The sequence below is a fragment of the Actinoplanes sandaracinus genome (assembly GCF_030009775.1).
Classification (GTDB): domain Bacteria; phylum Actinomycetota; class Actinomycetes; order Mycobacteriales; family Micromonosporaceae; genus Actinoplanes; species Actinoplanes sandaracinus.
Map to the genome: position 1 here is coordinate 184731 of NZ_JASCTH010000007.1, position 25287 is coordinate 210017.

Below are 25287 nucleotides of genomic sequence, written 5' to 3' on the forward strand. Positions count from 1 at the left end.
GGCATGCAAGGTGACGCCCGTGTCATCGAGTTCCTCAATGAGCAGCTCACCGCGGAACTGACCGCGATCAACCAGTACTTCCTGCACGCGAAGATGCAGGAGAACTGGGGATACACCGTGCTCGCGAAGCACACCAAGGCCGAGTCGATCGACGAGATGCGTCACGCCGAGGTCCTCACCGACCGCATCCTTTTCCTCGAAGGACTGCCCAACTATCAGAAGCTGTCCGTGCTGCGGATCGGCGAGTCGGTCAAGGAGCAGTTCGAGTGCGACATGAAGATCGAGGTCGAGGCGGTCGACCGGCTGCGCCGCGGCCTGGAGTACATGCGCTCGATCGGTGACGTCACGTCGGCCCGGATCTTCGAGGACATCCTCATCGACGAGGAGCACCACGTGGATTACCTGGAGACGCAGCTTGCCCTGATCGAGAAGCTGGGCGAGGCGCTCTACCTGCAGAACGTCACGGACCATCCGGAGGCGGGTTAGTCCTCCGGCACACGGAAACGCTCGGCCGCTCTGGCGCTGAGCGCGACCGCACTGTCACACTGCGTTGATCGGCGGGAGGTGGCGGCGATGGTCAGGCAGGACTATCTGGACACGGCGGCGGTGGCCACCACGCTTCTGGCCGACCCGGCGGTGGCCCGCTGCTGGACGGAGCCGAGCTGCCTGCGCAAGTTCCGGGTCTGCGGGGTCGCCGGGCATCTGGCCGGCCAGGTCACCCAGGTCGTCGGCGTGCTGGACAGCGAACCGCCCGGCACGGCACCGGTGTCGTTGGTGGAGCACTACGGCCGGTCGACGTGGACCGACGGGGACATCGACAGCGCGCTCAACACCGGCATCCGGCAGAGCGGCGAGGACACCGCCGCCGCCGGAGTGACCGCCATGCACACCGAGGTCACCGCCGCCCTCACCGATCTGCGGCGGCGGCTTCCCGCCGAACCCGTGGAGCGGATCATCCAGCTGCCGTGGGGGCCGTGGGCGTTGACGCTGGACGACTTCCTCACCACCCGGATGCTGGAGATCGCGGTGCACTCCGACGACCTGGCCGTCAGCGTCGGCGTGGCGACCCCGGTCCTGCCCCCGTCGGCGCTGGAGACGGTTCTCGATCTGCTGTGCCGGTGGTCGGCGTCCCGGCACGGCGGGACGGCCGTGCTGCGTGCCCTGGCCCGGCATGAGCGGGCGCCCACCGGGATCGCCGCCCTCTGACCGGCAACCCACCGCCCGGCCGCACCGGACCAGCAGCTCTGCCGCCCACCCCAAGGGACCAGCGGCCGCGTCGCCAGACCGGATCAGCGGCCGCCCGCCAGCAGGTCGGAGAGCGTGACCGGCTCCAGGCCGCGCCGGCGCAGGCCGGCGAGGATCTCGGGAAGCGCGTCGTCGGTGTAGAGGGCGTTGGCCTCGGTGACGTGCAGGATGATGACCGATCCCGGCTTGACCTGCGACAGCACCGCGTTCACGACCGGCGCCGGACCGCGGGCGAACGGATCCCCGCTGACCACGTCGCCGTCGACCACGGTGACACCGAGCGGCGCCAGGGCCTGCAGCGCCTTCCGGTCGTGGCAGAGGCCGGGGAACCGGAAGTAGCGGGTCTGCCTGCCGCCGAACGGCTCCAGCGCCCGGAACGTCTTGGCGACGTCCTCGGTCATCGCGTCCGCCGGCACCCGCGGCAGGTTGTAGCAGTCGCCGGTGAAAGCCGCGTGCTCATAACTGTGGTTGGCGATCTCGAACCGCGGGTTGCCGGCGATCCGGCGGGTGACCTCGGGGTACTGCTCGGCCCACTGGCCGGTGACGAAGAACGTGGCGGGAATCCCGCGCTGCTCCAGCATGCCCAGCAGGCGCAGGTTCGCGTAGGAGGCGACCTCGCCCCGCTTCAGCCGGGCGATCATCGCGTCGGTCATGTCGGCGTCGAACGTCAGCGCCACCTGTTGGCGGTCACGAGGACCGTTCTGGATCACCGGCGGCAGGACGCCGGGACTGCTCGCGCCCGGCTGCCGGGCCGGCGCGGATCCCGACTGCGCGGCCGACGGGTTCGGCGCCGCGGGCGCGGCCTCGACGACCGGGCCGGACGCCCGCACGGGCGCGGGCGTGGGCTGCGCGGAGGAGCATCCGGACAGGACGAGCGCCGCGCAGAGGGCGAGGAGTCGCGGAGGGATCGACATGCCCGCGACGATGCCATCGCTCCCGCCCCGCCGCCACACCGCCCCCGCCCGGCCGATGATCACGCCATGAGAAGCTGGTCGCCGTCACGATCCCGGTGGAGGCCGAATTGAACGCGGGCGTCATCGGGCAGGCGGTGGGCCTGTTCACGGCCACCAACATCGACGACATCGTGATCCTGGCCCTGTTCTTCGCCCGGGGCGCCGGGCGCCGCCACACGACCCGCGACATCCTCACCGGCCAGTACCTCGGGTTCGCGGGCATCGTCGCCGTCGCCGTCGCGGCCGCTATCGGAGTGACGTTCCTGCCCGGCGCGGCCCTTCCCTACCTCGGTCTGCTGCCGCTGCTGCTCGGTGTCAAGGCGGCGGCGCAGGCGTGGCGAGACCGCGGCGAGGACGAGGACGACGACGTCAGCGGTACGGGCGGGCCGGGCGTTCTGACGGTCGCCTCGGTCACGTTCGCGAACGGCGGCGACAACATCGGCGTCTACGTCCCCGTCTTCGCGACCACGGGCGCCGGCGGCATGGTCGTCTTCGTGGCGGTGTTCCTGCTGCTGGTCGCCGTCTGGGTGGCGGCCGGCCGGTTCTTCGCCACCCGCCCGGTGGTGGCGAGGGCGCTCGGCCGCTGGGGCCACGTCCTGCTGCCGGTGGTGCTGATCGGCGTCGGCGTGCTGATCCTGGCCGAAGGCGGAGCGTTCGGGCTGTAGGACGGACCCCGGGCCGGGCGTCAGAGCTGGACGACCTGGCCGACGCGCGGCGGGGTGCGGCCGTCCAGAACCTCCAGCCAGGCCCGCCGCAGGTCCTCGGGGCCGGCGCCGGCCCGCACATCGAGCCACTGCCCGGCCACCGCGGCGAAACGCTTCCAGGCCTCGGCGAACCGCTCGTCCAGGCCGTCGCGGCCCCAGTCCTGGCGGCGTTTGCGCATCTGCACCGGGGCGAAGAACACCTCGCCGGCGGCGTCGGCGTTGGGAATCCGGTTGGTGAGGCCGACGGCGATGTCACGCACGAGGTGGTCGCCGAGCCGGGCACGGAGGGCGGCGCGGGTGTCCGGCGCCCCGGACAGGTCGAGGTAGACCGAGGACTTCGTACCGAGGTCCTCGACGGCGTCGTAGGTGAGCACCGTGTCGTAGCAGCCGAGGGACTCGGTGAAGGCGACGTTGCCGGGTGAGGTGAGCCCGACGATCCCGGGTCCCCGGCCGTGCAGTTCGAAGGCGGCGGCGTACGCCGTCTTGCTGGACGCCGAGGAGAGAATGAGCTGGTCGGCGCGGTAGAAGCCGTTGTCGGCGACCTGGTCGGCGAGCATGAACGAGGTGAAGAACAGCGGCCGGAACAGGATCAGCAGATCCTCCTGGTCGGCGCGGTAGGCGGCGTCGCCGGTGACCGACCGGTAGGCGTTGTAGGGCGATGGGAGGTCGGCCCGGTGCTCGGTGGCGTCGCGGAAGCCGGTGGAGTCGACGCGGTCCGGGCGCACCACCAGGTGCCCGGCGGGCGGGAGGTAGCCGTACACCCGCTGGCCCTTGTCGACGCCGGCGACCGTCGACTCGACGACCTCGGCGAAGCCCCACAGCGGCGGAAGGCCCCACTCGGGGCCGAGCCCGCGCGGCTCGCCAGGGAAGAACTGCCAATAGCGCATGGACTCGCCGAGCACCGCGTAGGTGACGTTGTTGGCGGTCAGCCCGACCCGGTCGACCCGCAGCAGCGCCTCACCGTCGACCAGGGCGGGTGTCGACGTCTCTGCCAGGGTGGTGCGGCCGAGGTCGTCGCGGGCAACGGCGAACGTCCATGAATCAGGCATGCCGTGACGGTAAACAGCCTGCCCGGACGGGACAAGTGCACTGAGAGTGCAAAATCCCACTCACCGCTTCCGGCGCAGCCGGGCGAGGGCGTCGCCGCCGGCCGCGCGAGCCATCGGGAGCAGCGGGCTGGAGGCCATCAGGGTCAGGTCCTCGGCGAGCGAGGTGGTGCCGTCGAGGAAACGCAGCACCCGCTGCGCCGGATTGCGGTCGAAGAGCCGGTCGAAGAACGCCACCCCGTCGACCAGACCGCGGTCGAGGGCACGCAACTGGACCGCGTCCATCCAGCGGTGCCGGGCGGGGTAGGGCGGGCCGGGCAGCGGCGGGCGGCCGGCGGCGACCTCACCGGCGATCCGGCCGGCCTGGCGGACCATCGCCGTGAACGTGAAACCGGTCGACGCCCGGGTGGCGCCGCCCGCGGTGCCCAGCCGCACCACCCGCGGCGACGGACGGGTCTCGAACACGCCGTCGGTCATCGGGATGACGCCGTTCTCCACCTCCCGCACGGTCAGCGTGGCGAGATCGAGGCCGAGCAGGGCGGCGTATCCGCGCAGCGCGGCGTCGTAGGCGTCGCCGGAGAGCACGGCCGGGGAGAACTCGGTGTACTCGACGAGGGCGAACCGGTCGCTGACCGGCAGGACGTAGCCGAACGACACCCCACGGGGCGGCTGCGGGGTACGGAAGTCCATCAGCACCGCCCGCCCCGGGTCGAAAACCGGCCGGCCGGACTCCAGCCACCAGCCACGGAAGTGCTGCAGCCAGTTCGTCCGGCCCGGGCGGGCCGGCCGCCGGGGCCGCGAGTCGAGCACCCAGGCGGCGCGGACCAGGGGCGTGCCGTCGGGGTGCGACACCACGACCCGGTCGCCGTCGTCGGTCAGCGCCCCGGCGGGTGCGGCGATCCGGATCGCGTCCAGGCGCTTCTCAGCGTCGCCGGCCAGATCGTAGAGCGGACCGGACCGCAGCATCGCGTACCGCAGCGGGCTCAGCGGCAGCGTCCGGCGGGCGGCCGGGGTGACCACGTCGACCGCGTTCCAGCTCGCGCTGAGCAGCGGGTCGAGGGCGGTTCCGGGCGTGCCCCAGAAGGCCCAGGTGCGGTCCTGGCCCCTCTTGTGGACCGGGTCGACGATCGCCACCCGCACCCCGGACAGGTTCTCCCGGCCCAGCGCGGCCAGCACGAGGCTGGCCGCGCCCCCACCGCCGACCAGGGCCAGATCGACGTCGACTCCCACTGTCACCGGGCAAGCTTGCCACCGGCGTCAGGCGCCGTACCCACTGGCACGAAACTGGGCGAACCGGGGCCGGCTGGCCGTCCCGAAGGCGGTGAAGTCGCCGCCGACGGTGACCGTGCGGAGTTTCGGGTTCGCCTTCATGGTGAGGACACCCCATTTGCCGTTGCTGCGGGGGTTCCAGCCGAGCAGGGCGCCGTTGTTCGGGTCCCAGGCGGCCATCTTGGGCTGCGGGCGCATCTTCTTGGTCGGGCACCAGGCCTTGGCGTCACGCGACGGCTGCGGGCAGGCGACGGTGAAATGGCCGCCGGCGTAGACGGCCCCGTTCAGATAGGTGATCGCCTGCACGTCACCGTCGGTGACACTGCTCCACACCAGTTTGCCGTCCGGCTGGTAGGCGGCGACCCGGCCGCCCGCGCCGGCCACCGCGGCGTAGATCTTGTCCGCGGCGATGGTGAGCCCGAACACCGGGTACGGGGCCTGGGGACGGAAGCCGGTGTCCAGTTTGCCGTCGGCCAGGCGGAGCGCACCGAGGCGGGCGCTCGCGTCCGTGCCGTTGAGCTTCCTGAAGGCCCCGCCGACGTAGAGCCGTGGGCCGGTGGCGGTCAGTGCCTGGATCTTGCCGTCCGTGCCGCCCTGAAAACCGGTGTCGACGGCGCCGTCGGACAGCCGGAACGCCGCCAGGTTGCGGGCCGTCCTGCCGTTCACGGCGGTGAAGCTGCCGCCCACGTAGAGGCGGCCGTCGGCGACGGTGATCGCCTGGCCGACGCCCTTGATGGTGTGTTTGAGCGGGCTGACGGCGGCGGTGGTCAGGTTGATCGCGGCCAGTCCGGCGCGGGGCTGGCCGGCGACGGTGGTGAACTCGCCGGTGACGTAGAGGTTGCCGCCGGAGGCGGTCAGCGCGAGCACGGTGTCGTCGAGGAGCGGGGCCCACGGCAGCAGCCGGCCGGTGCGGGCATCGACGGCGGCGAGCCGTTTGCGGGCCACCTCCTTGCCGTCGACGATCGCGTGGGTGAAGTTGCCGCCCAGGTAGACCGTGTCGCCGACGTGTGTGCTGGCGTACACCAGGCCGTCGAAGCCGACGGTCTGGTCCGGTTCGGCGGAGATCAGCGGGACGCGCCCGGCGTCCGCGGGCGTCCCCGTCAGGACGAGTGCGCCGGTGAGCAGGGTCGCGAGGCAGCGCTGCGGGAATCGGCGCCGCGGAGAGGGACCAGCCAAGATCATGATGGCGACGATAGGTCCGTTTCCTCCAGTGCCGGGCGGGATCAGCACGGATAAGCCGAAAGGTGAAAGCTGTGCCGCTCGCTCCCACTGTGGTGCGTGATACCGAACCCCAGGCCAGACGCGGGTTACCCACAGGTGACCCGGTATCGATAAAGTGCCTTCTTCCCAGCTCAGCCTCACTCTCTTACGGTTACTGAGGAACCGAAAGAGAGAGGTAGTGAACCCATGGCCGTGACTCTGGTGAACCCGCCCGGACTGCCGGTGATCGACGTCTACCGGCAGGTGTCCGTCGCGACCGGATCCAAGCTGATCCACGTGGCGGGCCAGGTCTCCTGGGACGCCGACGGCAAGACGATCGGCGACGCGGACCTCGCCGCGCAGGTGGAGCAGTGCTACGTGAACGTCGCCGCCGCACTGGCCGGCGTCGGCGCGTCCTTCGGCGACGTGGTGAAACTGACCTTCCACGTCGTCGACTGGACCGCCGACAGGATGCCGCTCCTGATGGACGGGGTCGGCCGGGCGCAAGCCCGGCTCGGCATCACCGCCGCCCCGCCGGCCTCGCTGTTCGGCATCGCCGCGCTCGACGTGCCCGAGCATCTGGTCGAACTGGAGGCGACGGCGGTCCTCGACTGAGGCGTGGCCCAGCCGCCCCTGGAGAGAACACGCCTCGGCTAGCCGCCGGCGTCGAAGCCGCTGCGGGAGGCCTCGATGTGGCCGAGGTAGCGCTGGGTCCAGCCGCACATGCCGTCGACCACACCCCGCAGGGCCACGCCCGCCTCGGTGAGCGTGTACTCCACGCGCGGCGGGATGCTGGGGTGCACGGTCCGGACCACCAGACCGTTGCGCTCCAGCATCCGCAGGTTCTGGGTGAGCATCTTGTGGCTGATGCCGCCGACCTCGTCGCGCAGTTCACTGAACCGCATGGTCCGCTGCCCGAGGAACTCGATGATCAGCATTGCCCACTTGTTGGCCACGTCGGAGAAGATCTCCCGCGCCAGCGAGTCCGCCCGGGCCAGGTCGGCCTCCGGCGGCAGCGCACCGATCTCCTGCCTCGTTCCCACCGGCAGAGAGTACGGCAGACCCTAGACCGCCGTGACCGAGGTGGCGGCCCACGAGGCGAGCAGGCGCAGCGCGTCGGCGGTGGACGAGCCCGGCTCGGCGGCGTACACCGTCAGGCTGAGGTCGGGTTCGGCGCGCAGATCCATGCTCTCGTAGGAGAGGGTGAGATCGCCGACGACGTGGTGATGGAACTGTTTGACGCCGGTGCCGTGGGTGCGCACGTTGTGCGCGGCCCACCGGCGACGGAAGGCGTCACTGCGGGTGGAGAGCTCGCCGACCAGGTCGTGCAGGCTCTTGTCGTGCGGGTCCTTGCCGGCCGAGGTGCGCAGGTTCGCCACGATGATGTCGGCGGAGACGTCCCAGTGGGGATAGAACCGGCGGGCGGCCGCGTCGAGGAACGCGAACCGGGCGAAGTTCGGGCCGGCCGGGTCGGCGAAGTGGTCGTGGAACATGGCCCGGCCCATCGGGTTCGCCGCGAGCAGGTCGCCGCGGTTGTTGGTGACGATCGCCGGGGCGGTCGTGATCGCGTCGAGCGACCACCGCAGCGTCGGCCGCAGCGCCCACGGCTTCGCGCGGCGCCGCGGCCGCAGGATCGCGTTGCTGCCGTCGGCCTCGTGCGCCAGGCGCAGCAGATGAGCGCGTTCGGCGTCGTCGAGCCGCAGGGCGCGGGCGATCGCGTCGAGGACCCCCGCCGAGACCCCGGCGAGCGAGCCGCGTTCGAGCTTCGCGTAGTACTCCACACTCACGCCAGCCAGCGCGGCGACCTCACTGCGGCGCAGGCCGGGCACGCGGCGCCGCCCGGACGGGGCCGGCAGGCCGGCCCCGTCCGGGCTGATCCGGGCACGGCGGGAGGTGAGGAACTCCCGCACCTCGACTCGGTTGTCCATGCCCCGACGGTACGACCCGCGCCGCCGGCTGGGAATGCACTGGCAGTACACCCCTCGCCCCACGTGCCCGGCTCGCGGAATCCATGACGCGGGGCGCCGAGTCCTCTGCGGATCCGTCGAGCGGGAGCCCCGGCGCGTCGGCCCGGAAACCCGCCGCCGCGCCCGGTGTCGCGCCGGTCAGGTCGCGGTGCAGGAGAGCGAAGGCCAGTTCCGGTTGCCGTTGGTCTGGATGGTGACGCCGAAGCTGTTGCCGCCGCCGTTCGGTCTGGCGACCATCTGCTGGGCCGACGGCCAGGTCGCCGACGTGTTCCAGGTGGCGATGACCTTCGCCGGTGACGGGATGTTCAGCGTCACCGTCCAGTTGCTCGAGCCCGTGACGGCGATGTTCAGGTTGTAGCGGTCGCTCCACTGCTGACCCGCGGAGATCGTCGCCGTACACGTCCCGCCGGTCGGCGGCGGGGTGGTGGCGCCACCCGGGTCGACGGCGCGGCCGGTGGTCGGGGAGATCATGCCGGCGCAGAGTCCACGGGCGGCCAGACCCTGGGCGATGCGCCCGATGGCGGCGACCGTGTTGGCCGGCCAGTCGTGCATCAGGATGACCTGCCCGTTGGTGAGCCGGGCGGCGGCCGCCACGATCGCGTCGGTGCTGGCGTTGTTCCAGTCCTGGGTGTCGACGTCCCAGATGATCTCGGTGAGGCCGAACCTCTGCGCGGCGGCCCGCAGGGTCGCGCTGGTCTCGCCGTACGGCGGCCGGAACAGTCTCGGGGTTCCGCCGCCCCCGTTGGCGATCGCGGTCTGCGTGCGGGAGATCTCCGATTCCATGGCGGCCTGGCTGAGCTGGGTCATGTGCGGGTGGGTGTAGCTGTGGTTGGCCACCCACATGCCCGCGTCGACCTGGGCCCGGACCAGGGCGGGGTTGGCCGCGGCGTACTGACCCTGGTTGAACATGGTGGCCCGCAGCCCGTTGTTGCGCAGCGCGGTCAGCAGGTTCTGGGTGTTGCCCGCCGTAGGGCCGTCGTCGAAGGTCAGGCCGACGTATCCGTTGCAGGCCGCGGCCTTGGCCGCGGTGGCCTCGATCGCGGTGAGGCCGGCGACGGCCGTGAGGGCGGTGACGGCCACCGCGGCCGCTACGGCGGCGAATCCGGCGCGCCGGGGTCTGGGGATGTCAGGCATGCGGTTGTTCCTTCCGCTGACGCCCGGCTGGGGGAGCCGGGCGAAGGGATTGGCGCATCTCGATGGCGCGAGTATTGGCCGCATCCTGACACCATGTCAACAATTTTCGGGCGTCTATCGGAAGTTAGCGATCACATATCAGCAGCTTGTCGGCAGGCAACGAAAACACCCTCCGGGATATTGCCGATAATTTGCAAGTCGATTATCCGAAACTTCCGGCAACCGTTCACCCCGGGTTGTGGGCGGGGGCCCCTTAATTTTTCGGGGCCCCCCGCGCCGCGGTCAGCGCTAAGAGCCGGGCTCAGCGCAGGGAGTCCACGTCGATGACGAAGCGGTACCGCACGTCGGACTTGAGCACCCGCTCGTAGGCCTCGTTCACCGCGTCGGCGCCGATCACCTCCACCTCGGAGGCGATGCCGTGCTCGGCGCAGAAGTCCAGCATCTCCTGGGTCTCGGCGATGCCACCGATCGACGAGCCGGCGAACGAACGCCGCGCCCCGAACAGCGTGAAGACCTGCACCGGCAGCGGCTCCGGCGGCGCGCCCACGTTGACCAGGGTGCCGTTCAGGCGCAGCAGCCGCAGATAGGCGTTCATGTCGAGCGGCGCGCTGACCGTGTTGATGATCAGGTCGAACGTGTTCAGCAGCGTCTCGAACGTGGCCGGGTCGCTGGTCGCGTAGTAGTCCTTCGCGCCGAACGCCAGCCCGTCGTCCTTCTTGCCGAGCGTCTGCGACAGCACGGTGACCTCGGCGCCCATCGCCACGGCGAACTTGACGGCCATGTGGCCCAGACCGCCCATGCCGACGACGGCGACCCGCTTGCCGGGCCCGGCCTTCCAGTGCGCCAGCGGGGAGTACGTGGTGATGCCCGCGCACAGCAGCGGAGCGGCCGCCTCGTGCGGGATGGCGTCCGGCACACGCAGCACGAAGTCCTCGTCGACCACGATGTGCGTGGAGTAACCGCCCTGGGTGACCGTGCCGTCGCGATCGCGGCCCGCGTACGTCCCGGTGTTGCCCTTCAGGCAGTACTGCTCGTACCCGGCCTGGCAGTTCTCGCACTCCCGGCACGAGTTGACCATGCAGCCGACACCGACCCGGGCGCCGACCGCGTGCTTGGTGACCTCGGAGCCGACCTCGGTGACATGGCCGACGATCTCGTGCCCGACGGTGAGGGGATAGGGCACCTTGCCCCAGTCCCCGCGCACGGTGTGGATGTCGGAGTGGCAGATGCCGGCGTAGCTGATCTCGATCAAGACGTCGCGCGGCCCGAGATCACGCCGCTCGACGGTGGTGCGGACGAGCGGCTCGGTGGCCGAGGGCGCGGCGAGAGCGTTGACGGTAAGAATGGCGCATCTCCGATCAGGATCATGGTTCGTCTCACGATCATTACCCAGCTAACCGGATGATCCCTCCGCCGGGGAGTCATTGGTGATAGGTGTACTGCGGGTACCTGTCTCAGCAGTGCCTCCCGTGTGCCGCCGGGATGCGATTGACTGGGCTTCATGAAACGTCGCACACTCGGCCAGGGTCTCGAGGTCTCGGCGATCGGCTTCGGCGCCATGGGCATGAGCCAGAGCTACGGTCCCGGCCCCGACCGGGCCGGCAACATCGCCCTGCTGCGCGCCGCCGTCGAGCGCGGCGTCACCTTCTTCGACACCGCGGAGGTGTACGGGCCGTTCGTCAACGAGGAACTCGTCGGCGAGGCCCTCCAGCCGGTGCGCGACCAGGTCGTCATCGCCACCAAGTTCGGGTTCGCCATCGACGCCGACGGCCGCCAGACGGGCCTGTCCAGCCGGCCGGAGAACATCAGGCGGGTCGCCGACGCGTCCCTGAAGCGGCTGCGCACCGACCGCATCGACCTGTTCTATCAGCACCGCGTCGACCCGGCCGTGCCGATCGAGGAGGTCGCCGGCACGGTCCGGGACCTCATCGCCGCCGGCAAGGTCAAGCATTTCGGGATGTCCGAGGCGGCCGAGGCCACCGTCCGGCGGGCCCATGCGGTGCAGCCGGTCACGACACTGCAGAACGAGTACTCGCTGTGGTGGAAGGGCCCGGAGGCACAGATCCTGCCGATGTGCGCGGAACTCGGGATCGGGCTGGTCCCCTACAGTCCGCTGGGCAGGGGTTTCCTCACCGGCGCGATCGACGCGAACACCACCTTCACCGAAGGTGACATGCGCGGCGCTCTCCCCCGTTTCGACGCCGCGGCGCGCCGGGCCAACGAGGCGCTGATCGACCTGCTGCGCACCGTCGCGGCCCGCAAGAACGCCACCGTCGCGCAGATCGCGCTGGCGTGGCTGCTCGCCCAGCGGCCGTGGATCGTGCCGATCCCCGGCACCCGCCGCCTCGAGCGCCTGACCGAGAACATCGGCGCCGCCGACGTCGAACTGACCGCCACCGACCTCCAGGAGATCGACACCGCCACCGCGAAGATCGATATTCAGGGCGCCCGTTACCCCGACCACCTGGAGCGGATGACCAACCGCTGAAAGATCATCGGGGTGCTCATGCCATGATCGCCGGTGTGACCGCATGGCCCTACAACGACCGTCCCGACGGCGTCCGGTTCCTTCCCGACCGCGTCGACGAGGAGGCGCGCGCCGAGATCGAGGACGAGATCTGGACCTGGATCGTGCGCGGGGAGGTCGACGCCGGCGAATTCGTCGACTACCTCGACGACGGCGAGGAGAACCACGGTCTCACCGGCGAGGAGATCACCTCGGCGTACGAGAAGGCGCTCGACGTCCGGCGCTCCCAGCAGCGCGCCTGGGGTGACGTGCGGGGCAACCTGACCCTCGCCTTCGCCGAACTCAACCGGATCGGCGTGCTGGCCAGGGAGAACTTCACCTGCTGCGGCACGTGCGCCGGCGCCGAGATCCACGGCGAGCGCGACGGGTCCCGGCACTGGCACGGATACGTGTGGTACCACCAGCAGGACACCGAGTCGCTGATCTCCAGCCCCGGCGGCGCGGTCTATCTCGGGTACGGCGCCTACCGGCCCGACGATCTCGACCAGGCCGCCTACGACGCCCTGTCCGAGGACGAGAAGGAGGCCTGGTACCAGGCCGAAGTGGAACGTCTGCTGGACGAGCGCGTCTTCCCGGTGCTCCGCGGGCACGGCATGGAGGTCCAGTGGAACCGGAGCCTCGCCACCCGCGTTCTGGTCACCGGCGCCCGGTGGTACGCGCCTCTGATCTGAGGCGCCCACCGCGGGCGTGCGTCATCACGGGTACAGGGCGTCGAGAAGATGACGGTAACGCTCTTCGACGGCACGGCGGCGCACCTTGAGTGACGGGGTCAGATCGCCGCCCTCGACGGTCAGGTTCTGCTCCAGGATAGTGAACCGTTTGATCGTCTCCCACCGGCCCAGGCCCGCGTTGACCTGGGCGATGTAGCCGTCGACGGCGGCGACGAGCGGTGCGGAACGGACGATCTCGGCGTGCCCGGCGGCGGTGACGCCGTGCTGCTCGGCCCAGGCCCGGACGGCCTGCGGGTCGAGGTCGACGAGCGCGGTGATGTAGCCGCGGCCCTCGCCGTGCACGACGAGCTGCCCGCCCAGTGGGCAGATCGCGGCGAACCGGGTTTCCAGGGACTGCGGGGCCACGTACTTGCCGCCGGCGGTCTTGATCAGATCTTTCTTGCGGTCGGTGATCCTGAGGTTGCCGCGGGCGGTCAGTTCGCCGATGTCGCCGGTGCGCAGCCAGCCGTCGCCGGTGAGCACGGCTGCGGTCTCGCCGGGCAGGCCGTGGTAGCCGTCCATCAGACCCGGGCCCTTGATCAGGACCTCGCCGTCGCCGGCGATGGTCACCTCGGTGCCGGGCAGCGGCAGGCCGACGGTGCCGTGTTCGAGCGATTCGAGGCGGTTGACGAAGGTGGCCGCCGACGACTCGGTGAGGCCGTAGCCCTCGAGAACCGGCAGGCCGAGCGCGTCGAAGAACTCGGCGATGTCCGCCGACAGCGGCGCGGCGCCGGAGATGAAGTAGCGCAGCCGCCCACCGAACCGCACCCGGATCTTCGCGAGCACCAGACCGTCGGCGACGCGGTGGCGCACCGCCAGCCCGGCCGGCACCGGCCGCCCGGCCCGGCGGGCCCGGACGACCCGCCGGGCGACATCGACGGCCCAGTCGAAGAGCCGGGCTTTCAGCCCACCGTCGCGGTGCGCGGCGGTCCGCACTCCGGCGTGCACCTTCTCGAAGATCCGGGGTACGGCGGGCATCACCGTCGGCCGTACGACGGGAAGGTTGTCGATGATCCTGGTCAGGTCCCCGTCGACGAAGCACGGGTAGCCGATCGCGAGCTGGGTGGCGATGAGCGCCTTGCCGAACGCGTGGGCCAGTGGCAGCCACAGATAGCCGAGGTCGTCGGGCCCGGCCAGGTCGATGGCCTGCCCGGCGAGTCCCTCGTAGATCCAGCAGCGGTGCGGGAGGCGTACCCCCTTGGGTCTGCCGGTCGTGCCGGAGGTGTAGATGAGCGTCGCCAGATGCTCCGGGCGGACCGCCTCGATGGCCCGGTTGACGGCGGCTGGTGTGCCGCTGAGCAGTGCGCGCCCGCGTTTGCGCAGGCCGTCGAGGCTCAGCGTGCGCGGGCCCGGCACGACCGGGCCGTCGATGACCACGGCGTGTTCGACCGGCGATCCGGCGGCGAGCACGCCGTCCAGCAATCCGGCGTGCTCGACGACGGCGATGCGGCTGCCGGAGTCGGCGAGCACGTGGGCCACGTCCTCCGGCGACGAGGTGGGGTAGATCGTGGTGGTGGCGCCGCCCGCGCACATGATGCCGAGGTCGGCGTGGATCCACTCGATGCGGGTGCCGGACATGATCGCCACCCGGTCCTCGCGGCGCAGCCCGAGCGCGAGCAGCCCGGCGGCGATCTCGTGGGCGGCCTGCTGTGTCCGGGCCCACGTCTCGGTGTGCGGCTCCCCCGCCGCGTCACCCGGCCAGAGGTAGGACGGCGCGTCCGGCGTGCGGGCGACCCGGTCGGCGAGCATCGCCCCGACGGAAGAAGTCTCCATTCGCTGACCCCCAGGCATCGACGACTGTCACAGAATTTTTAAAGTACGGCATGGTACTTGTGAAGGGCCAGGGGCGTGCGACGATTCCCCGATGAGCGAGGCGAGGGTGCGGCCCGGAGTGTTCTTCAGCCCGGCGGGCCGCGACCTGCCACGGGGCCGCAGCGCCCTGGAGCCCGAGGTGGTCAGGGCGGCGCAGCGCGAGCGGATCCTGGCCGCCTTCGCCGAGCTGGTCGCCGACCGCGGCCTGACCACGGTCACCGTCGCCGACGTCGTCAAGCGGGCGGCCGTGTCACGGAGCGCCTTCTACGCCGTCTTCACCGACCTGCCCGCCTGCGCCGACGCCGCCTACCAGCGGTTCATCGAGGTGCTGCTGGAACGGTTCGCGGCGGCGTGCACCGACGCCGACGACTGGCTGGCGCTGATCCGGTCGGTGATCGACGCCTACCTCGACACCATCGCCGCCGACCTGGTCGTGACCAGGGCCATGATGCTGGAGATGGACGCCGCCGGGCGCGCCGCCCGCGACCGGCGCCGCACGGCGCTCGCGGTGATCGCGCGATTCCTCCACGACCGGCACACGTTCTGGATCGGCCGGGACGGCACCCTCGGCCCGCTGCCGGGCGAGGCCTTCCTGGGCTTCGTCTACGCGCTGCGGCAGCTCGCCTGCGACCGGCTCGACGAACAGCCCGAACCGGACCTGCGCTCGCTGCGGGAGCCGGTCTTCCGCTGGGTCACCGCGAGCGTCATGGGCGCCGCCTCCACCTGAGACCCCGCGGGGTGTCACGATTGGTCGATGGATGTCACGCGGCGGGCGGCGTCGATGGTGGCCTGCCTGGCACTGTCCGGGTGCCTGGCCGCGCCGGGCGCCACCGTGGATCTCGGCCGTCCGCTGTCGGACGCGGACAAGCCCCACCAGCGGATCTCCCGCGATGCCGGGCTCAGCGCCGCATGGTCGCCGGACGAGAGCCTGTGGCTGTTCGGCGACACGTCGCAGGAGAACGGGCCGGCGTTCCTCGCGGGAACGACGGCGGCCATCGGGGCGTACACCCGGGGCGCGGCGCCGACCGCCCTGCGTGAGGTGCCCACCCCACCGGCGCCGCACCGCGCCGGGCAGGCCGCCCCGGCGCTGTTCCTGCCGACCCCGCAAGGTCTGCGGGCCACCGCGCGGCAGAGCTGCGACGGCATCGACCCCTACCCGGCCGCCTGGCCGTCCGGTCTGGCCCGCATTCCCGGGACCCGGCACCTGCTGATCGTGTACGCCGAGATCTGCGTCCGTTCGGTGACCGACATGCTCACCCAGCGAGTCAGCATGGCCGTCTACGACCCGGTGGCCAACCGGTTCCTGGACAGCCGCACCCCGTTCGCCGCGCAGCCGCTGGAGGCCGGCCTGCCCGTCGCGCAGCGCCTCGGCTCACCGGTGTTCGGCGACGACGGACACCTCTACCTGTACGCCCACGACGTCACCACCGGCAAGATCATGGTGGCCCGGGTCGGGGCGGACCCCGCGGCGTGGGGCGATGCGGCGAACTACCGCTGGTGGAACGGCTCGTGGAGCCCGGAGCCCGGGGACGCCGTCTCGATCGCCGCGGTGCCGTTCGCCGGATCGGTGCACGTCGCCGACTACTCGGGCCTCGGCACGCACCGGCTCGCCATGATCGTGCAGACCGAGTTCGGCACCGGCCGGTTCCAGATCCTGGAGGCCGCCTCACCGGCCGGGCCGTGGACCCCCGGACCGGCCGGCCGGGTGCCGGACCGGTGCGGCACGGTCGGCTACGGCTGTTACGCGCTGCACGGTCACGCCGAACTCTCCACCGCCGACCGGTTCCTGTTCACCTGGTACAGCCCCCACGATCGCCATCTTCGAACCGGGTCCGTGCGATGGTAGGAGACCTCCCGGGAGGGCGGGCTCTCCCGGAGGTCTGGAGCGGCGATCGAACGCGAGGGCACTCCCCCTGCGCGCGCGATGTCGGCGCCGGTCAACCCGGGCGGCCTCCCGCGGGCTGGGCTGACCCGGCGGGGGCGGAGGTGTGGCCGGGAGCCACCGCCGCCTGGACGATCAGGGCGGCGGCGCCGATGGCGGCGGCGTCCCGGGGCTGGGCGGAGAGTTCGACCAGGATCGGGTGACGTTTGCGGGAGTGGGCGGTGCGTTCCAGGTGGGCGCGCAGCCGGCGAGCGTAGATCGAGCCGGCGAGCGCCGCGCCGGGGCCGGTGAGCACGACCCGCCCCAGGTCGAGCAGGTTCACCATCGAGGTGGCGGCGACGCTCAGGTGGCCGGCGGCCCGGTCGAGCACGTCGAAGGCGGTGACGTCGCCGCTGACGGCGGCGCGGGCGACCGCGTCGTACGCGCTGGAGGTGGTCGCCATGGTGTCGAGGCCGAGCCGGCCGTTCAGAGCGTGATCCGCCCGGGCGGTGGCGACGACCGCGGGCATCGAGGCGTAACGCTCCACGCAGCCACGGTTGCCGCACGGGCACTCGAGTCCGTCGTAGTGGATCGACATGTGGCCGAGTTCGCCGGCGTCGAAGCTCGCGCCGCGGAAGAGCGCCCCGCCGAAGACGAATCCGGCGCCGATGCCGGTGCCGAGGTAGATGCAGCCGAACGCCTGCTCGCGGGAGACCCGGCGGCTCCAGAACTCGCCGAGGGCGGCGGCCGCCGCGTCGTTCTCCACCATCACCGGCAGGCCGAGCCGTTCGGCCAGGTCGGCACGCAGCGCCGGCAGCCCCTGTTCGGCCAGGCCGGCGGCCGGCGCCGGCAACCCCTGTCCGGCCGGGTCCGCTCGCAGCGCCGGCAAACCCCCCAAGGCGAAGGCATCACCGGGGTACGGGGTGGGCGCCACGATCGCGAGCCCTTCGATCCGGCCGCGGGGCAGGTCGAGGCCGGCCGTGAAGTCGTCGAAGCGCCCGGCGAGCCGGTCGGCGGACAGCCGCGGCACGACCTCACGGCCGACCACGCCGCCGGTCAGGTCGACGGCCACGCAGGTGACCGTGTCGGGCCCGAGGTGGAAGCCGATACCGAAGCGGTTCGCCGGTTTGATCGCGATCAGTTTGCGCGGCTTGCCGCGGATCGAATCGGCCGAGCCGACCTCGTGGATGATGCCGTCGGCGATGAGGTCGCGCACGATGTTGGAGATCGACGGCTGGGTGAGGCCGGTGAGGTCGGCGAGCTCGACGCGGCTGATCTCGGCCGCGGAGCGGATGACGTCGACGATGAGAGCCCGGCTGCCTGGCCCCGCGGCGGGCGCTTCACGTCGTGCCATCGAGGTAGGGTCTCCGGGTCTCGTGCTGACTGCAACACCCTACCGGGAGGAACCGGTGACTCAGGCGCCACGGCGGGTCGGGCTGGTATTGGAGCGCGCCTCGCAGGTGCTCGGTGAGGAACCGTACTACCACGAGTTCCTCGAAGGTCTGGAACGGGTGCTGACTCCGGCGGGCGTGTCGGTGCTGGTGCAGGTGGTCACCGACCGGGAGGCCGAGTCGGCCACCTACGCGCGGTGGGCCGGGCAGCGCCGGGTCGACGGGGTCATCCTGGTGGACCTCGGGCCGGACGACGAGCGGGTCGGCCTGGTGACGTCGCTGGAGTTGCCGGCCGTGGTGATCGGCGATCCGTCGACGTCGCAGGGGCTGCCGACGGTGTGGACCGATGACGCCGGCTTCGCCGAGGAGGTCGTCGGTTTCCTGTACGGCCTGGGACACCGGATGATCGGGCACGTGACCGGGCCGCCGCGGTTCGCGCACACGCAGATGCGCCAGAGCGGCCTGGCGGCGGAGGCAGCCGAGCGCGCGATGACGCTGCTGGTCGCGGAGGGCGACTATTCGTTCGACGGCGGCCGGGCGGCGACGCGGGAACTCCTCCGAGGACGGCCTTCGGCGCTGGTCTTCGACAACGACGTGATGGCCCTGGGTGGCCTGGCCGCGGCGGCCGACCGCGGGCTGCGGGTGCCGGCCGACCTGTCGGTGGTGGCCTGGGACGACTCGGCGCAATGTCAGCTCGCCGTACCCGCCCTGTCCGCGATGAGCCACGACGTGGAGCGGATCGGCGAGCTGGCCGCGGAGGCGGTGCTGGCCGCCATGGCGGGCGCGCCGGCGGCCGTCTACCAGGCTCCTTCGGCTCACATCGTCGTGCGCGACAGCACCCACCCCCTCTGATCTGATCATGCGGCTTCCGGCCCTGGCCGTCCACGGTCTTCAGACTACATAAATTATTAATTTAACCTTGACGGCTCCGTAATGCGGCCACCATGCTGTGCGCTCAAACCGCTGATGAACGGATGAGCGACATGGTCGATAGAAGGCAGTTCCTCGGTATCGGCACGGCCGCCGTGCTGGCGCTGACAGCCGGGTGCACCGGCGGCGCGAGCGAGGAGACCGGCGGCGTCACGGGTGAGATCACCGGCGCGATCACGGTTCTGACCAACCGGACCGACCTGGCCACCACCGCCCTGCCGCAGTACGCGAAGGCCTTCGAAGCGAGATACCCGGGCACCAGGGTGGCCTTCGAGCCGGTCACCAACTACGAGGGTGACGTCACCACACAGCTCAGCTCCGGCCAGTACGGCGACGTCCTGCTGATCCCCAACACGGTCAAGGTCGACCAGCTCGGACAGTTCTTCGAGCCGCTGGGCACGACGAGCGAACTCAAGGCGAAGTACCGGTTCGTCGACGAGAAGGCGTACGACGGCAAGGTCTACGGTCTCTCGCTCGGCGGCGTCGCCAACGGCTTCGTGGTCAACAAGCGGGTCTGGGCGCAGGCCGGGATCACCGCCCCGCCCACCACACCCGAGGCGTTCCTGGCCGGCCTCAAGGCGATCGACGACGCCACCGACGCCATCCCCTACTACACGAACTACAAGGACGGCTGGCCGCTGAGCATGTGGAACGGCCACCGGGCCATCCTCGGCGACCCGGCCGCCAACGAGACCTTCCCGGCCGACGCGAACCCGTGGCAGCCCGGCAAGGTCCAGCACATCACCGACGGCCTGCTCTTCGACATCGTCCACAACAGGCTCAGCGAACCCGACCCGCTCACCACCAACTGGGAGGGCGCCAAACCGATGATCGGTACGGGCAAGGTCGCGAGCATGCTGCTCGGCTCCTGGGCGGTGCCCCAGATGCGGGACGCGGCGAAGGCTGCCGGCGCGAACCCGGACGACATCGTGTTCTGGCCGTTCCCCTACCAGACCGGCGGAAGGTTCTACGCCCGCATCGAGGGCGACTACAAGGCAGCGGTCAGCCGGACCAGCGAGAACAAGGCCACCGCCAAGGCCTGGCTGGAGTGGTTCATCACCGAGTCCGGCTTCGCGGGCGACCAGCAGGCCATCCCCTCGGCCGTCGGCCAGGACCTGCCGCCGGTGCTGAAGGACTTCCAGGCCACCGGCGTCGAACTGCTCGAACTTCCGGCCGCCACCGCGAACAGCGGCAAGGAGGACGAGATCATCAAGATGTCGGAGGTCGACCTGACCGGCAACATCTACCGGCAGAAGCTCGTCGACATCGCCCGCGGCGCGGCCAAGGGTGACAAGGAGTCCTACTTCGCCGAGCTGAACAAGCGGTGGAGCGCCGCGCAGTCGCAGGTCATGAAGTGACGGAGGTGAACAAGCGGCGGTACCTGCCGTGGCTCTACCTGGCGCCCGCCCTCGGGTTGCTGATCACCTTCACCTACGTGCCGGTCGGCAACATGCTCTTCTACAGCTTTCACTCCTGGGACGGCCTGGACGTCACCATGGACCCGGTCGGCCTGGACAACTACGTGCGGGTGTTCACCGACGAACGGTACTGGCGGGTCTTCCTGGTCAGCGGCTACTACTTCGCGGCGTCGTTCGCGCAGATCGCGATCGCCCTGTACTTCGCGGTGGTGCTCTCGTTCGACGTCCGGTTCAAGAACCTGTTCAAGGGCATCCTGTTCTTCCCGTACCTGCTCAACGGGGTCGCCGTCGGTTTCGTCTTCCTCTATCTGTTCCAGCCGGACGGCACGCTGGACACCGTGCTGCGCTGGCTGGGGCTCGGTGACCAGACCCGGCACTGGCTCGGCGACCCGGACATCGCCAACATCTCGCTGGCCGGCACATCGGTGTGGCGGTTCACCGGGCTGAGCTTCGTGCTGTTCCTCGGGGCGATCCAGTCCATCCCGGGCGAGATCTACGAGGCGGCGGAGATCGACGGCGCCGGCCGATGGCACCAGTTCCGGCACATCATCGTGCCGGGCATCCGGCGGATCATCAGCCTGTCCTTCATCCTCGCGATCTCCGGGAGCCTGGCGGTCTTCGAGATCCCGTTCGTGATGACCGGCGGCGCGAACGGCACCCGCACGTTCGTGGTCCAGGCGTACGAGACCGCGTTCCAGTTCCGGCAGATCGGCCTGGCCTCGGCGATGGCCGTCGTCCTGCTGCTGGTCGTCCTGCTGATCACCTGGGTCCAGCGCCGGATCGTGCCCGACGAGGAGGTGCAACTGTCATGAGAAGACCGGCGATGTACGCCTCCCTGGTGCTGGCCTCCCTGGTGGTGCTCGTGCCGCTGGCCGTCGTGTTCTTCGCGGCGTTCAAGACCCGCGCCGAGTACAGCACCACCGGACCGTTGACGCCTCCGCGGAACTGGCTCCACTTCGACAACTTCGTCACCGCCTGGTCCGAGGGGCGGATGCTGCTCGGCTTCGGCAACACCACCGTCATTCTGGCGGTCTCGCTCACCGGCACGATCCTGGTGGGGACGCTCGCGGCGTACGCGGTGAGCCGTTTCGACTTTCCGTTCAAGCGCCTGGTCCTCGGCTCGTTCCTGGTCGCCGCGCTGGTTCCCGGCGTCACCACCCAGGTCGCGACCTACCAGATCGTCAAGTCGATGGGCCTGGTCAACACCCCGGCGTCGGCGATCGTGCTGTTCCTCGGCACGGACATCATCTCGATCTACATCTTCATCCAGTTCATGCAGTCCATCCCGCCCAGCCTCGACCAGGCGGCGATGATCGACGGCGCCTCCCGGTTCACCGTCTACCGCCGGATCATCCTGCCGCTGATGAAGCCGGCGATCGCGACCGTGGCGATCATCAAGGGCATCGCGATCTACAACGAGTTCTACATCCCGTTCCTCTACCTGCGCTCGCCCGACCTGAGCGTGATCTCGACGGCGCTGTTCCGCTTCAAGGGGCCATACGGCGCGCAGTGGGAGACCATCGCCGCCTGCACCATGATCGTCATCCTGCCGACGGTCGTGCTCTTCCTGCTGCTGCAGCGCTTCATCTACAACGGCATCACCGCGGGAGCGACCAAGTGACCTTCTCTCAGGATCTCGCCGGCTCGTGGCGGCTGCGCGGAACCGGCGTGGACATCGCGGCGACCGTCCCCGGCTGCGTCCACACCGATCTGCTCGCCGACGGGCGGATCCCGGACCCGTTCCTCGACGACAACGAGCACGCGGTGGCCTGGGTGGGCCGCCAGGACTGGACATACGAGCGTGACGTCTCCTGGGACGGCCCGTCCCAGGAGCGGGTCGACCTGGTCTTCGAAGGGCTGGACACGGCGGCCCGCATCTCACTCGGCGACACGGTCATCGGCGAGACCCGCAACATGCACCGGACCCACCGCTTCGACGTGACGTCGATCCTCGCCGGACGGTCCGGACCGCCCGCGCCGACCGGCGGCCGGGCGCTGAAGGTTCACTTCACCTCGGCCTACACCGAGGCCGAGCGGGTCAGGGACATCGTCGGGCCACGACCGAACGCCTATCCCGAGCCGTTCCCGTTCATCCGCAAGATGGCCTGCGGCTTCGGCTGGGACTGGGGACCGACGCTGGTCACCGCCGGCATCTGGCGACCGGTCCGTCTGGAGGGCTGGAGCACGGCGCGGATCGCCACGGTCCGCCCGCTGTGCACGTACGACGGAGATGCCGGAACGCTGGACCTGACCGCCGGCGTCGAGCGCACCCGGGACAGCGCGCTCCGCGCGCAGGTGCTCCTCGACGGCCGGGAGCTCGCCGTCCTGGACCTGCCCGCGAGCGAGACCAGCGTGCGCGGCGAGATCAAGGTGCCCGGTGTGACCCCGTGGAATCCGATCGGGCACGGCGAACCCGCGCTGTACATGTTGACGGTCATGTTGACTGCAGTTGACGGGACTGTACTTGACCGCTGGCAACAGTTGACTGGATTCCGCACCGTACATATTGATCGCAGTGCAGATGACGCCGGCACCCGCTTCGTCTTCCATGTCAACGGTGAACCCGTCCTGGTCAAGGGCGTCAACTGGATACCGGACGACATCTTCCCGTCCCGGATGACCCGTGAGCGGTATGAGCTGCGGCTGCGTCAGGCCGCCGGCGCCGGCGTCAACCTGATCCGGGTGTGGGGTGGCGGCATCTACGAGGACCGCGCCTTCTACGAGGTGTGCGACGAGCTCGGCCTGATGGTCTGGCAGGACTTCCTGTTCGCCTGCGCCTGCTATCCCGAGGAGGAGCCGCTGCGCTCGGAGGTGCTCGCCGAGGCCCGCGACAACGTGACCCGGCTGTCGCCGCATCCCAGCCTGGTCACCTGGAACGGCAACAACGAGAACCTGTGGCTGCGCGGCGCCCACGGCTGGGCCGGCGACCCGGGCGGCGATCTGAGCTGGGGCGCCGGCTACTACCTGGAGGACCTGCCGGCGATCGTCGCCGAGCTGGACCCGACCCGGCCCTACCAGGCGGGTAGCCCGTGGTCCGGGTCCTGGGAGCACGAGCCGAACGATCCCGCGCACCAGACCTTCCACTCCTGGGAGGTGTGGAACCGGCAGGATTACCGGCACTACCGCGACTCGGCGCCGCGATTCGTCGCCGAGTTCGGCTGGCAGGCGCCACCGGCCTGGCGCACGCTGCGCGACGCGGTCTCCGACGAGCCGATGCTGCCGGACTCGCCGGGCGTGCTGCACCATCAGAAGGCCGAGGACGGCAACGGCAAACTCGCCCGCGGTCTGGCCCCGCACTTCCCGGCGCCCGCCACCACCGAGGCATGGCACTACCTCACCCAGCTCAATCAGGTGCGCGCGGTGCGTACCGGGATCGAGCACTGGCGTTCCTATTGGCCGCACACCGGCGGAACCATTGTGTGGCAGCTCAACGACCTGTGGCCGGTCACCTCCTGGGCGGCGATCGACGGCGCCGGCCGGTTCAAGCCGCTCTATTTCGCGCTGCGGGAGATGTACGCCGACCGCGCCTTGACCATCGCGCCCCGCGACGGCGGTCTCGTCGTCGCCGTCCTCAACGACCACCCGTCCGCGTGGACCGGCGAGTTGCGCCTCGAACACCGCGACATCAACGGCGCCGTGCTCTCCTCGACGACGTCCCCGGTGATCGCGGAGGCCCGGTCGGTCGCCCTGGTCCAGGCCTCGGCAACGTGTCCGGTGGCCGCCGGGACCCAGCCGGCCGCCCCGGTCCGGGCGGCGAACCGCGACGCGGCCCTCGTCGTGGCCACGCTGGGCGAGGCGCGGGCGATCTGGTTCGCCGAGGACTCCGGATATGCCGACGCGGGCCTGACCGTCACCGCGGAGTCCGTGCCGGGCGGCCTGGACGTGCGCCTGCACGCCGCCGGCCCGGCCCGCGACGTCCTTCTGCAAGCCGACCGGATCCACCCCGACGCCGTCGTCGACCGGGGGTTCCTCACCCTGCTGCCCGGTGAGTCGACGGTTCTGCACGTCCGTGCCCCGATCGAGCTCGACCCCGGCTCGATCAAGGACCCGTGGGTGCTCACCGACCTGTCCACGGTCCTGAACCCCTAGTCAGGAAGGTTCCCCCGTGAAGATCCCCCGAACCCCGTCGATCCTCGGCGCGGCGCTGATCCTCGGCGCCGCCGCGATGATCCACACCGCCCCGGACGCCTCCGCCTTCTCCGCGACGAGCAAGGCGGCCGTCATCGGCTACCTGCGATCCATCACCGGTACGAGCATCGTCTCCGGCCAGCACAACAAGGAGCCGGCCGTCGCGCCCGCCCAGTACACCAAGCAGGTCAACGACGTCACCGGGCAGTGGCCCGGCCTGTGGGGCGGGGACATGATGTTCCGCGCCGACGACGTCGACAACCGCCAGCGCGTCATCGACCAGGCCCGACGGGAGTGGGCCAACGGCTCGCTGGTCGCGCTCACCTGGCACGCCTGCTCCCCCACGGTCGGCCGCACCTGCGAATTCGACGGCGGCGTGAAGACCCCGATCTCGAACGCCCAGTTCCAGCAGATCGTCACCGGCGGCACCGCGCTGAACCAGACGTGGCGCAGCCGGATGGCCGAGGTGGTGCCCTACCTGCGGCAGCTCAGGGACGCCGGGGTGCCGGTGCTGTGGCGGCCCTTCCACGAGATGAACGAGACGTGGAACTGGTGGGGTGGCCGGCCCGGCGCCAACGGCGGCGCCAAGATCTACCAGCAGATGCGTGACTACTTCGACAGCCAGGGCCTGACGAACCTGATCTGGGTCTGGAACGTTCAGGACAACCCGGCCGGCGGCTGGGCGAACTACTACCCGGGAGCCGGCTACGCCGATGTGGTGTCGGTCGACGTCTGGTACAAGAACCACCCGTCGACCGCCGACTACCAGCAGATCCAGTCCATCGCGGCGGGCAAGCCGATCGCGATCGCCGAGATGGGCAAGGTCCCGAACGCGGCCCTGCTGACCACTCAGCCGCGGTGGGCGTACTTCATGATCTGGTCGGAGCAGTTGCGCGGCAACAACACGAACGCTGAGATCCAGGCGGCGTACTTCCACCCCCGCGTCCTCAACCAGGGCGAGGTCAAGCTGCCCTAGGCCCATGATCCGGCCG

At 70.6% G+C, this 25287-nt stretch carries 24 protein-coding genes; 14 read left to right on the forward strand and 10 right to left on the reverse strand.

Annotation, left to right across the window (positions count from 1 at the left end; genetic code table 11):
• Positions 1–3: 3 nt before the first annotated feature.
• On the forward strand, positions 4–486 hold the full coding sequence (bfr, locus tag QLQ12_RS12795) for a bacterioferritin (protein ID WP_282759674.1): 483 nt from the start codon (positions 4–6) through the stop codon (positions 484–486).
• 87 nt (positions 487–573) lie between these two features.
• Positions 574–1206, forward strand: coding sequence for a maleylpyruvate isomerase N-terminal domain-containing protein (locus QLQ12_RS12800; RefSeq protein ID WP_282759676.1), 633 nt, complete (start codon positions 574–576; stop codon positions 1204–1206).
• An 83-nt stretch (positions 1207–1289) separates the two neighbouring features.
• On the opposite strand, the gene QLQ12_RS12805 is transcribed toward QLQ12_RS12800, so the two are convergent.
• Positions 1290–2159 (reverse strand): polysaccharide deacetylase family protein, encoded by an 870-nt coding sequence (locus tag QLQ12_RS12805; protein WP_282759678.1) that lies wholly within the window; start codon positions 2157–2159, stop codon positions 1290–1292.
• A 95-nt stretch (positions 2160–2254) separates the two neighbouring features.
• Here QLQ12_RS12805 and QLQ12_RS12810 point away from each other — a divergent pair, with 95 nt between their 5' ends.
• Complete coding sequence (locus tag QLQ12_RS12810) at positions 2255–2863, forward strand: cadmium resistance transporter (RefSeq protein ID WP_282759680.1); 609 nt, start codon at positions 2255–2257, stop codon at positions 2861–2863.
• 20 nt (positions 2864–2883) lie between these two features.
• Here the strand turns inward: QLQ12_RS12810 and QLQ12_RS12815 are convergent, their stop codons facing one another.
• The 3 genes from QLQ12_RS12815 to QLQ12_RS12825 are packed head-to-tail and all read right to left on the reverse strand — an operon-like array spanning position 2884 to position 6399.
• Complete coding sequence (locus tag QLQ12_RS12815) at positions 2884–3951, reverse strand: DUF2855 family protein (protein WP_282759681.1); 1068 nt, start codon at positions 3949–3951, stop codon at positions 2884–2886.
• 60 nt (positions 3952–4011) lie between these two features.
• The gene (locus QLQ12_RS12820; RefSeq protein WP_282759682.1) at positions 4012–5184 is read right to left on the reverse strand and encodes a lycopene cyclase family protein; all 1173 of its coding nucleotides are present in this window, start codon (positions 5182–5184) and stop codon (positions 4012–4014) included.
• Positions 5185–5205: 21 nt separating this feature from the next.
• On the reverse strand, positions 5206–6399 hold the full coding sequence (locus QLQ12_RS12825) for a delta-60 repeat domain-containing protein (RefSeq protein ID WP_282759684.1): 1194 nt from the start codon (positions 6397–6399) through the stop codon (positions 5206–5208).
• 225 nt (positions 6400–6624) lie between these two features.
• Here QLQ12_RS12825 and QLQ12_RS12830 point away from each other — a divergent pair, with 225 nt between their 5' ends.
• Entirely contained in the window at positions 6625–7032 is a 408-nt protein-coding gene (locus tag QLQ12_RS12830; protein WP_282759685.1) for a RidA family protein, read from the forward strand.
• Positions 7033–7070: 38 nt separating this feature from the next.
• Here QLQ12_RS12830 and QLQ12_RS12835 read toward each other — a convergent pair whose 3' ends face one another.
• The 4 genes from QLQ12_RS12835 to QLQ12_RS12850 form a co-directional block, all read right to left on the reverse strand.
• Positions 7071–7460, reverse strand: a complete 390-nt coding sequence (locus QLQ12_RS12835; protein ID WP_282759687.1) for a winged helix-turn-helix transcriptional regulator — start codon at positions 7458–7460, stop codon at positions 7071–7073.
• Between the two features lie 21 nt (positions 7461–7481).
• Entirely contained in the window at positions 7482–8345 is an 864-nt protein-coding gene (locus tag QLQ12_RS12840; protein WP_282759688.1) for a helix-turn-helix transcriptional regulator, read from the reverse strand.
• A 177-nt stretch (positions 8346–8522) separates the two neighbouring features.
• On the reverse strand, positions 8523–9518 hold the full coding sequence (locus QLQ12_RS12845; protein ID WP_282759690.1) for a polysaccharide deacetylase family protein: 996 nt from the start codon (positions 9516–9518) through the stop codon (positions 8523–8525).
• 301 nt (positions 9519–9819) lie between these two features.
• The gene (locus QLQ12_RS12850) at positions 9820–10863 is read right to left on the reverse strand and encodes an NAD(P)-dependent alcohol dehydrogenase (RefSeq protein ID WP_282759891.1); all 1044 of its coding nucleotides are present in this window, start codon (positions 10861–10863) and stop codon (positions 9820–9822) included.
• 156 nt (positions 10864–11019) lie between these two features.
• On the opposite strand from QLQ12_RS12850, the gene QLQ12_RS12855 reads away from it, so the two are divergent.
• Together QLQ12_RS12855 and QLQ12_RS12860 are read left to right on the forward strand one after the other, a co-directional pair.
• A complete protein-coding gene (locus tag QLQ12_RS12855) occupies positions 11020–12006 on the forward strand; it encodes an aldo/keto reductase (RefSeq protein WP_282759692.1) in 987 nt (328 codons plus the stop codon).
• Positions 12007–12041: 35 nt separating this feature from the next.
• Positions 12042–12716, forward strand: coding sequence for a DUF6891 domain-containing protein (locus QLQ12_RS12860; protein WP_282759693.1), 675 nt, complete (start codon positions 12042–12044; stop codon positions 12714–12716).
• A gap of 24 nt (positions 12717–12740) precedes the next feature.
• Here QLQ12_RS12860 and QLQ12_RS12865 read toward each other — a convergent pair whose 3' ends face one another.
• Complete coding sequence (locus QLQ12_RS12865; protein ID WP_282759695.1) at positions 12741–14528, reverse strand: AMP-dependent synthetase/ligase; 1788 nt, start codon at positions 14526–14528, stop codon at positions 12741–12743.
• A 91-nt stretch (positions 14529–14619) separates the two neighbouring features.
• Here QLQ12_RS12865 and QLQ12_RS12870 point away from each other — a divergent pair, with 91 nt between their 5' ends.
• Both QLQ12_RS12870 and QLQ12_RS12875 read left to right on the forward strand, forming a co-directional pair.
• Entirely contained in the window at positions 14620–15294 is a 675-nt protein-coding gene (locus QLQ12_RS12870) for a TetR/AcrR family transcriptional regulator (protein ID WP_282759697.1), read from the forward strand.
• 27 nt (positions 15295–15321) lie between these two features.
• Positions 15322–16413 carry a hypothetical protein gene (locus QLQ12_RS12875; RefSeq protein ID WP_282759698.1) on the forward strand — a complete coding sequence of 364 codons (1092 nt, stop codon included), beginning with the start codon at positions 15322–15324 and terminating at the stop codon, positions 16411–16413.
• A gap of 91 nt (positions 16414–16504) precedes the next feature.
• On the opposite strand, the gene QLQ12_RS12880 is transcribed toward QLQ12_RS12875, so the two are convergent.
• Positions 16505–17782, reverse strand: a complete 1278-nt coding sequence (locus QLQ12_RS12880) for an ROK family transcriptional regulator (protein ID WP_282759699.1) — start codon at positions 17780–17782, stop codon at positions 16505–16507.
• A gap of 55 nt (positions 17783–17837) precedes the next feature.
• Here QLQ12_RS12880 and QLQ12_RS12885 point away from each other — a divergent pair, with 55 nt between their 5' ends.
• The 6 genes from QLQ12_RS12885 (at position 17838) to QLQ12_RS12910 (ending at position 25271) form a co-directional block, all read left to right on the forward strand.
• Positions 17838–18671, forward strand: coding sequence for a LacI family DNA-binding transcriptional regulator (locus QLQ12_RS12885; RefSeq protein ID WP_282759700.1), 834 nt, complete (start codon positions 17838–17840; stop codon positions 18669–18671).
• A gap of 131 nt (positions 18672–18802) precedes the next feature.
• Positions 18803–20107, forward strand: coding sequence for an ABC transporter substrate-binding protein (locus QLQ12_RS12890; protein ID WP_282759702.1), 1305 nt, complete (start codon positions 18803–18805; stop codon positions 20105–20107).
• Positions 20104–20979, forward strand: coding sequence for a carbohydrate ABC transporter permease (locus QLQ12_RS12895; RefSeq protein WP_282759704.1), 876 nt, complete (start codon positions 20104–20106; stop codon positions 20977–20979). Before QLQ12_RS12890 ends, QLQ12_RS12895 begins: the two co-directional genes overlap by 4 nt.
• A complete protein-coding gene (locus tag QLQ12_RS12900; RefSeq protein ID WP_282759705.1) occupies positions 20976–21788 on the forward strand; it encodes a carbohydrate ABC transporter permease in 813 nt (270 codons plus the stop codon). Before QLQ12_RS12895 ends, QLQ12_RS12900 begins: the two co-directional genes overlap by 4 nt.
• Complete coding sequence (locus QLQ12_RS12905; protein WP_282759707.1) at positions 21785–24256, forward strand: glycoside hydrolase family 2 protein; 2472 nt, start codon at positions 21785–21787, stop codon at positions 24254–24256. The genes QLQ12_RS12900 and QLQ12_RS12905 overlap by 4 nt, the downstream gene beginning before the upstream one ends.
• A gap of 16 nt (positions 24257–24272) precedes the next feature.
• Entirely contained in the window at positions 24273–25271 is a 999-nt protein-coding gene (locus tag QLQ12_RS12910) for a glycoside hydrolase family 26 protein (protein ID WP_282759708.1), read from the forward strand.
• Positions 25272–25287: the final 16 nt, after the last annotated feature.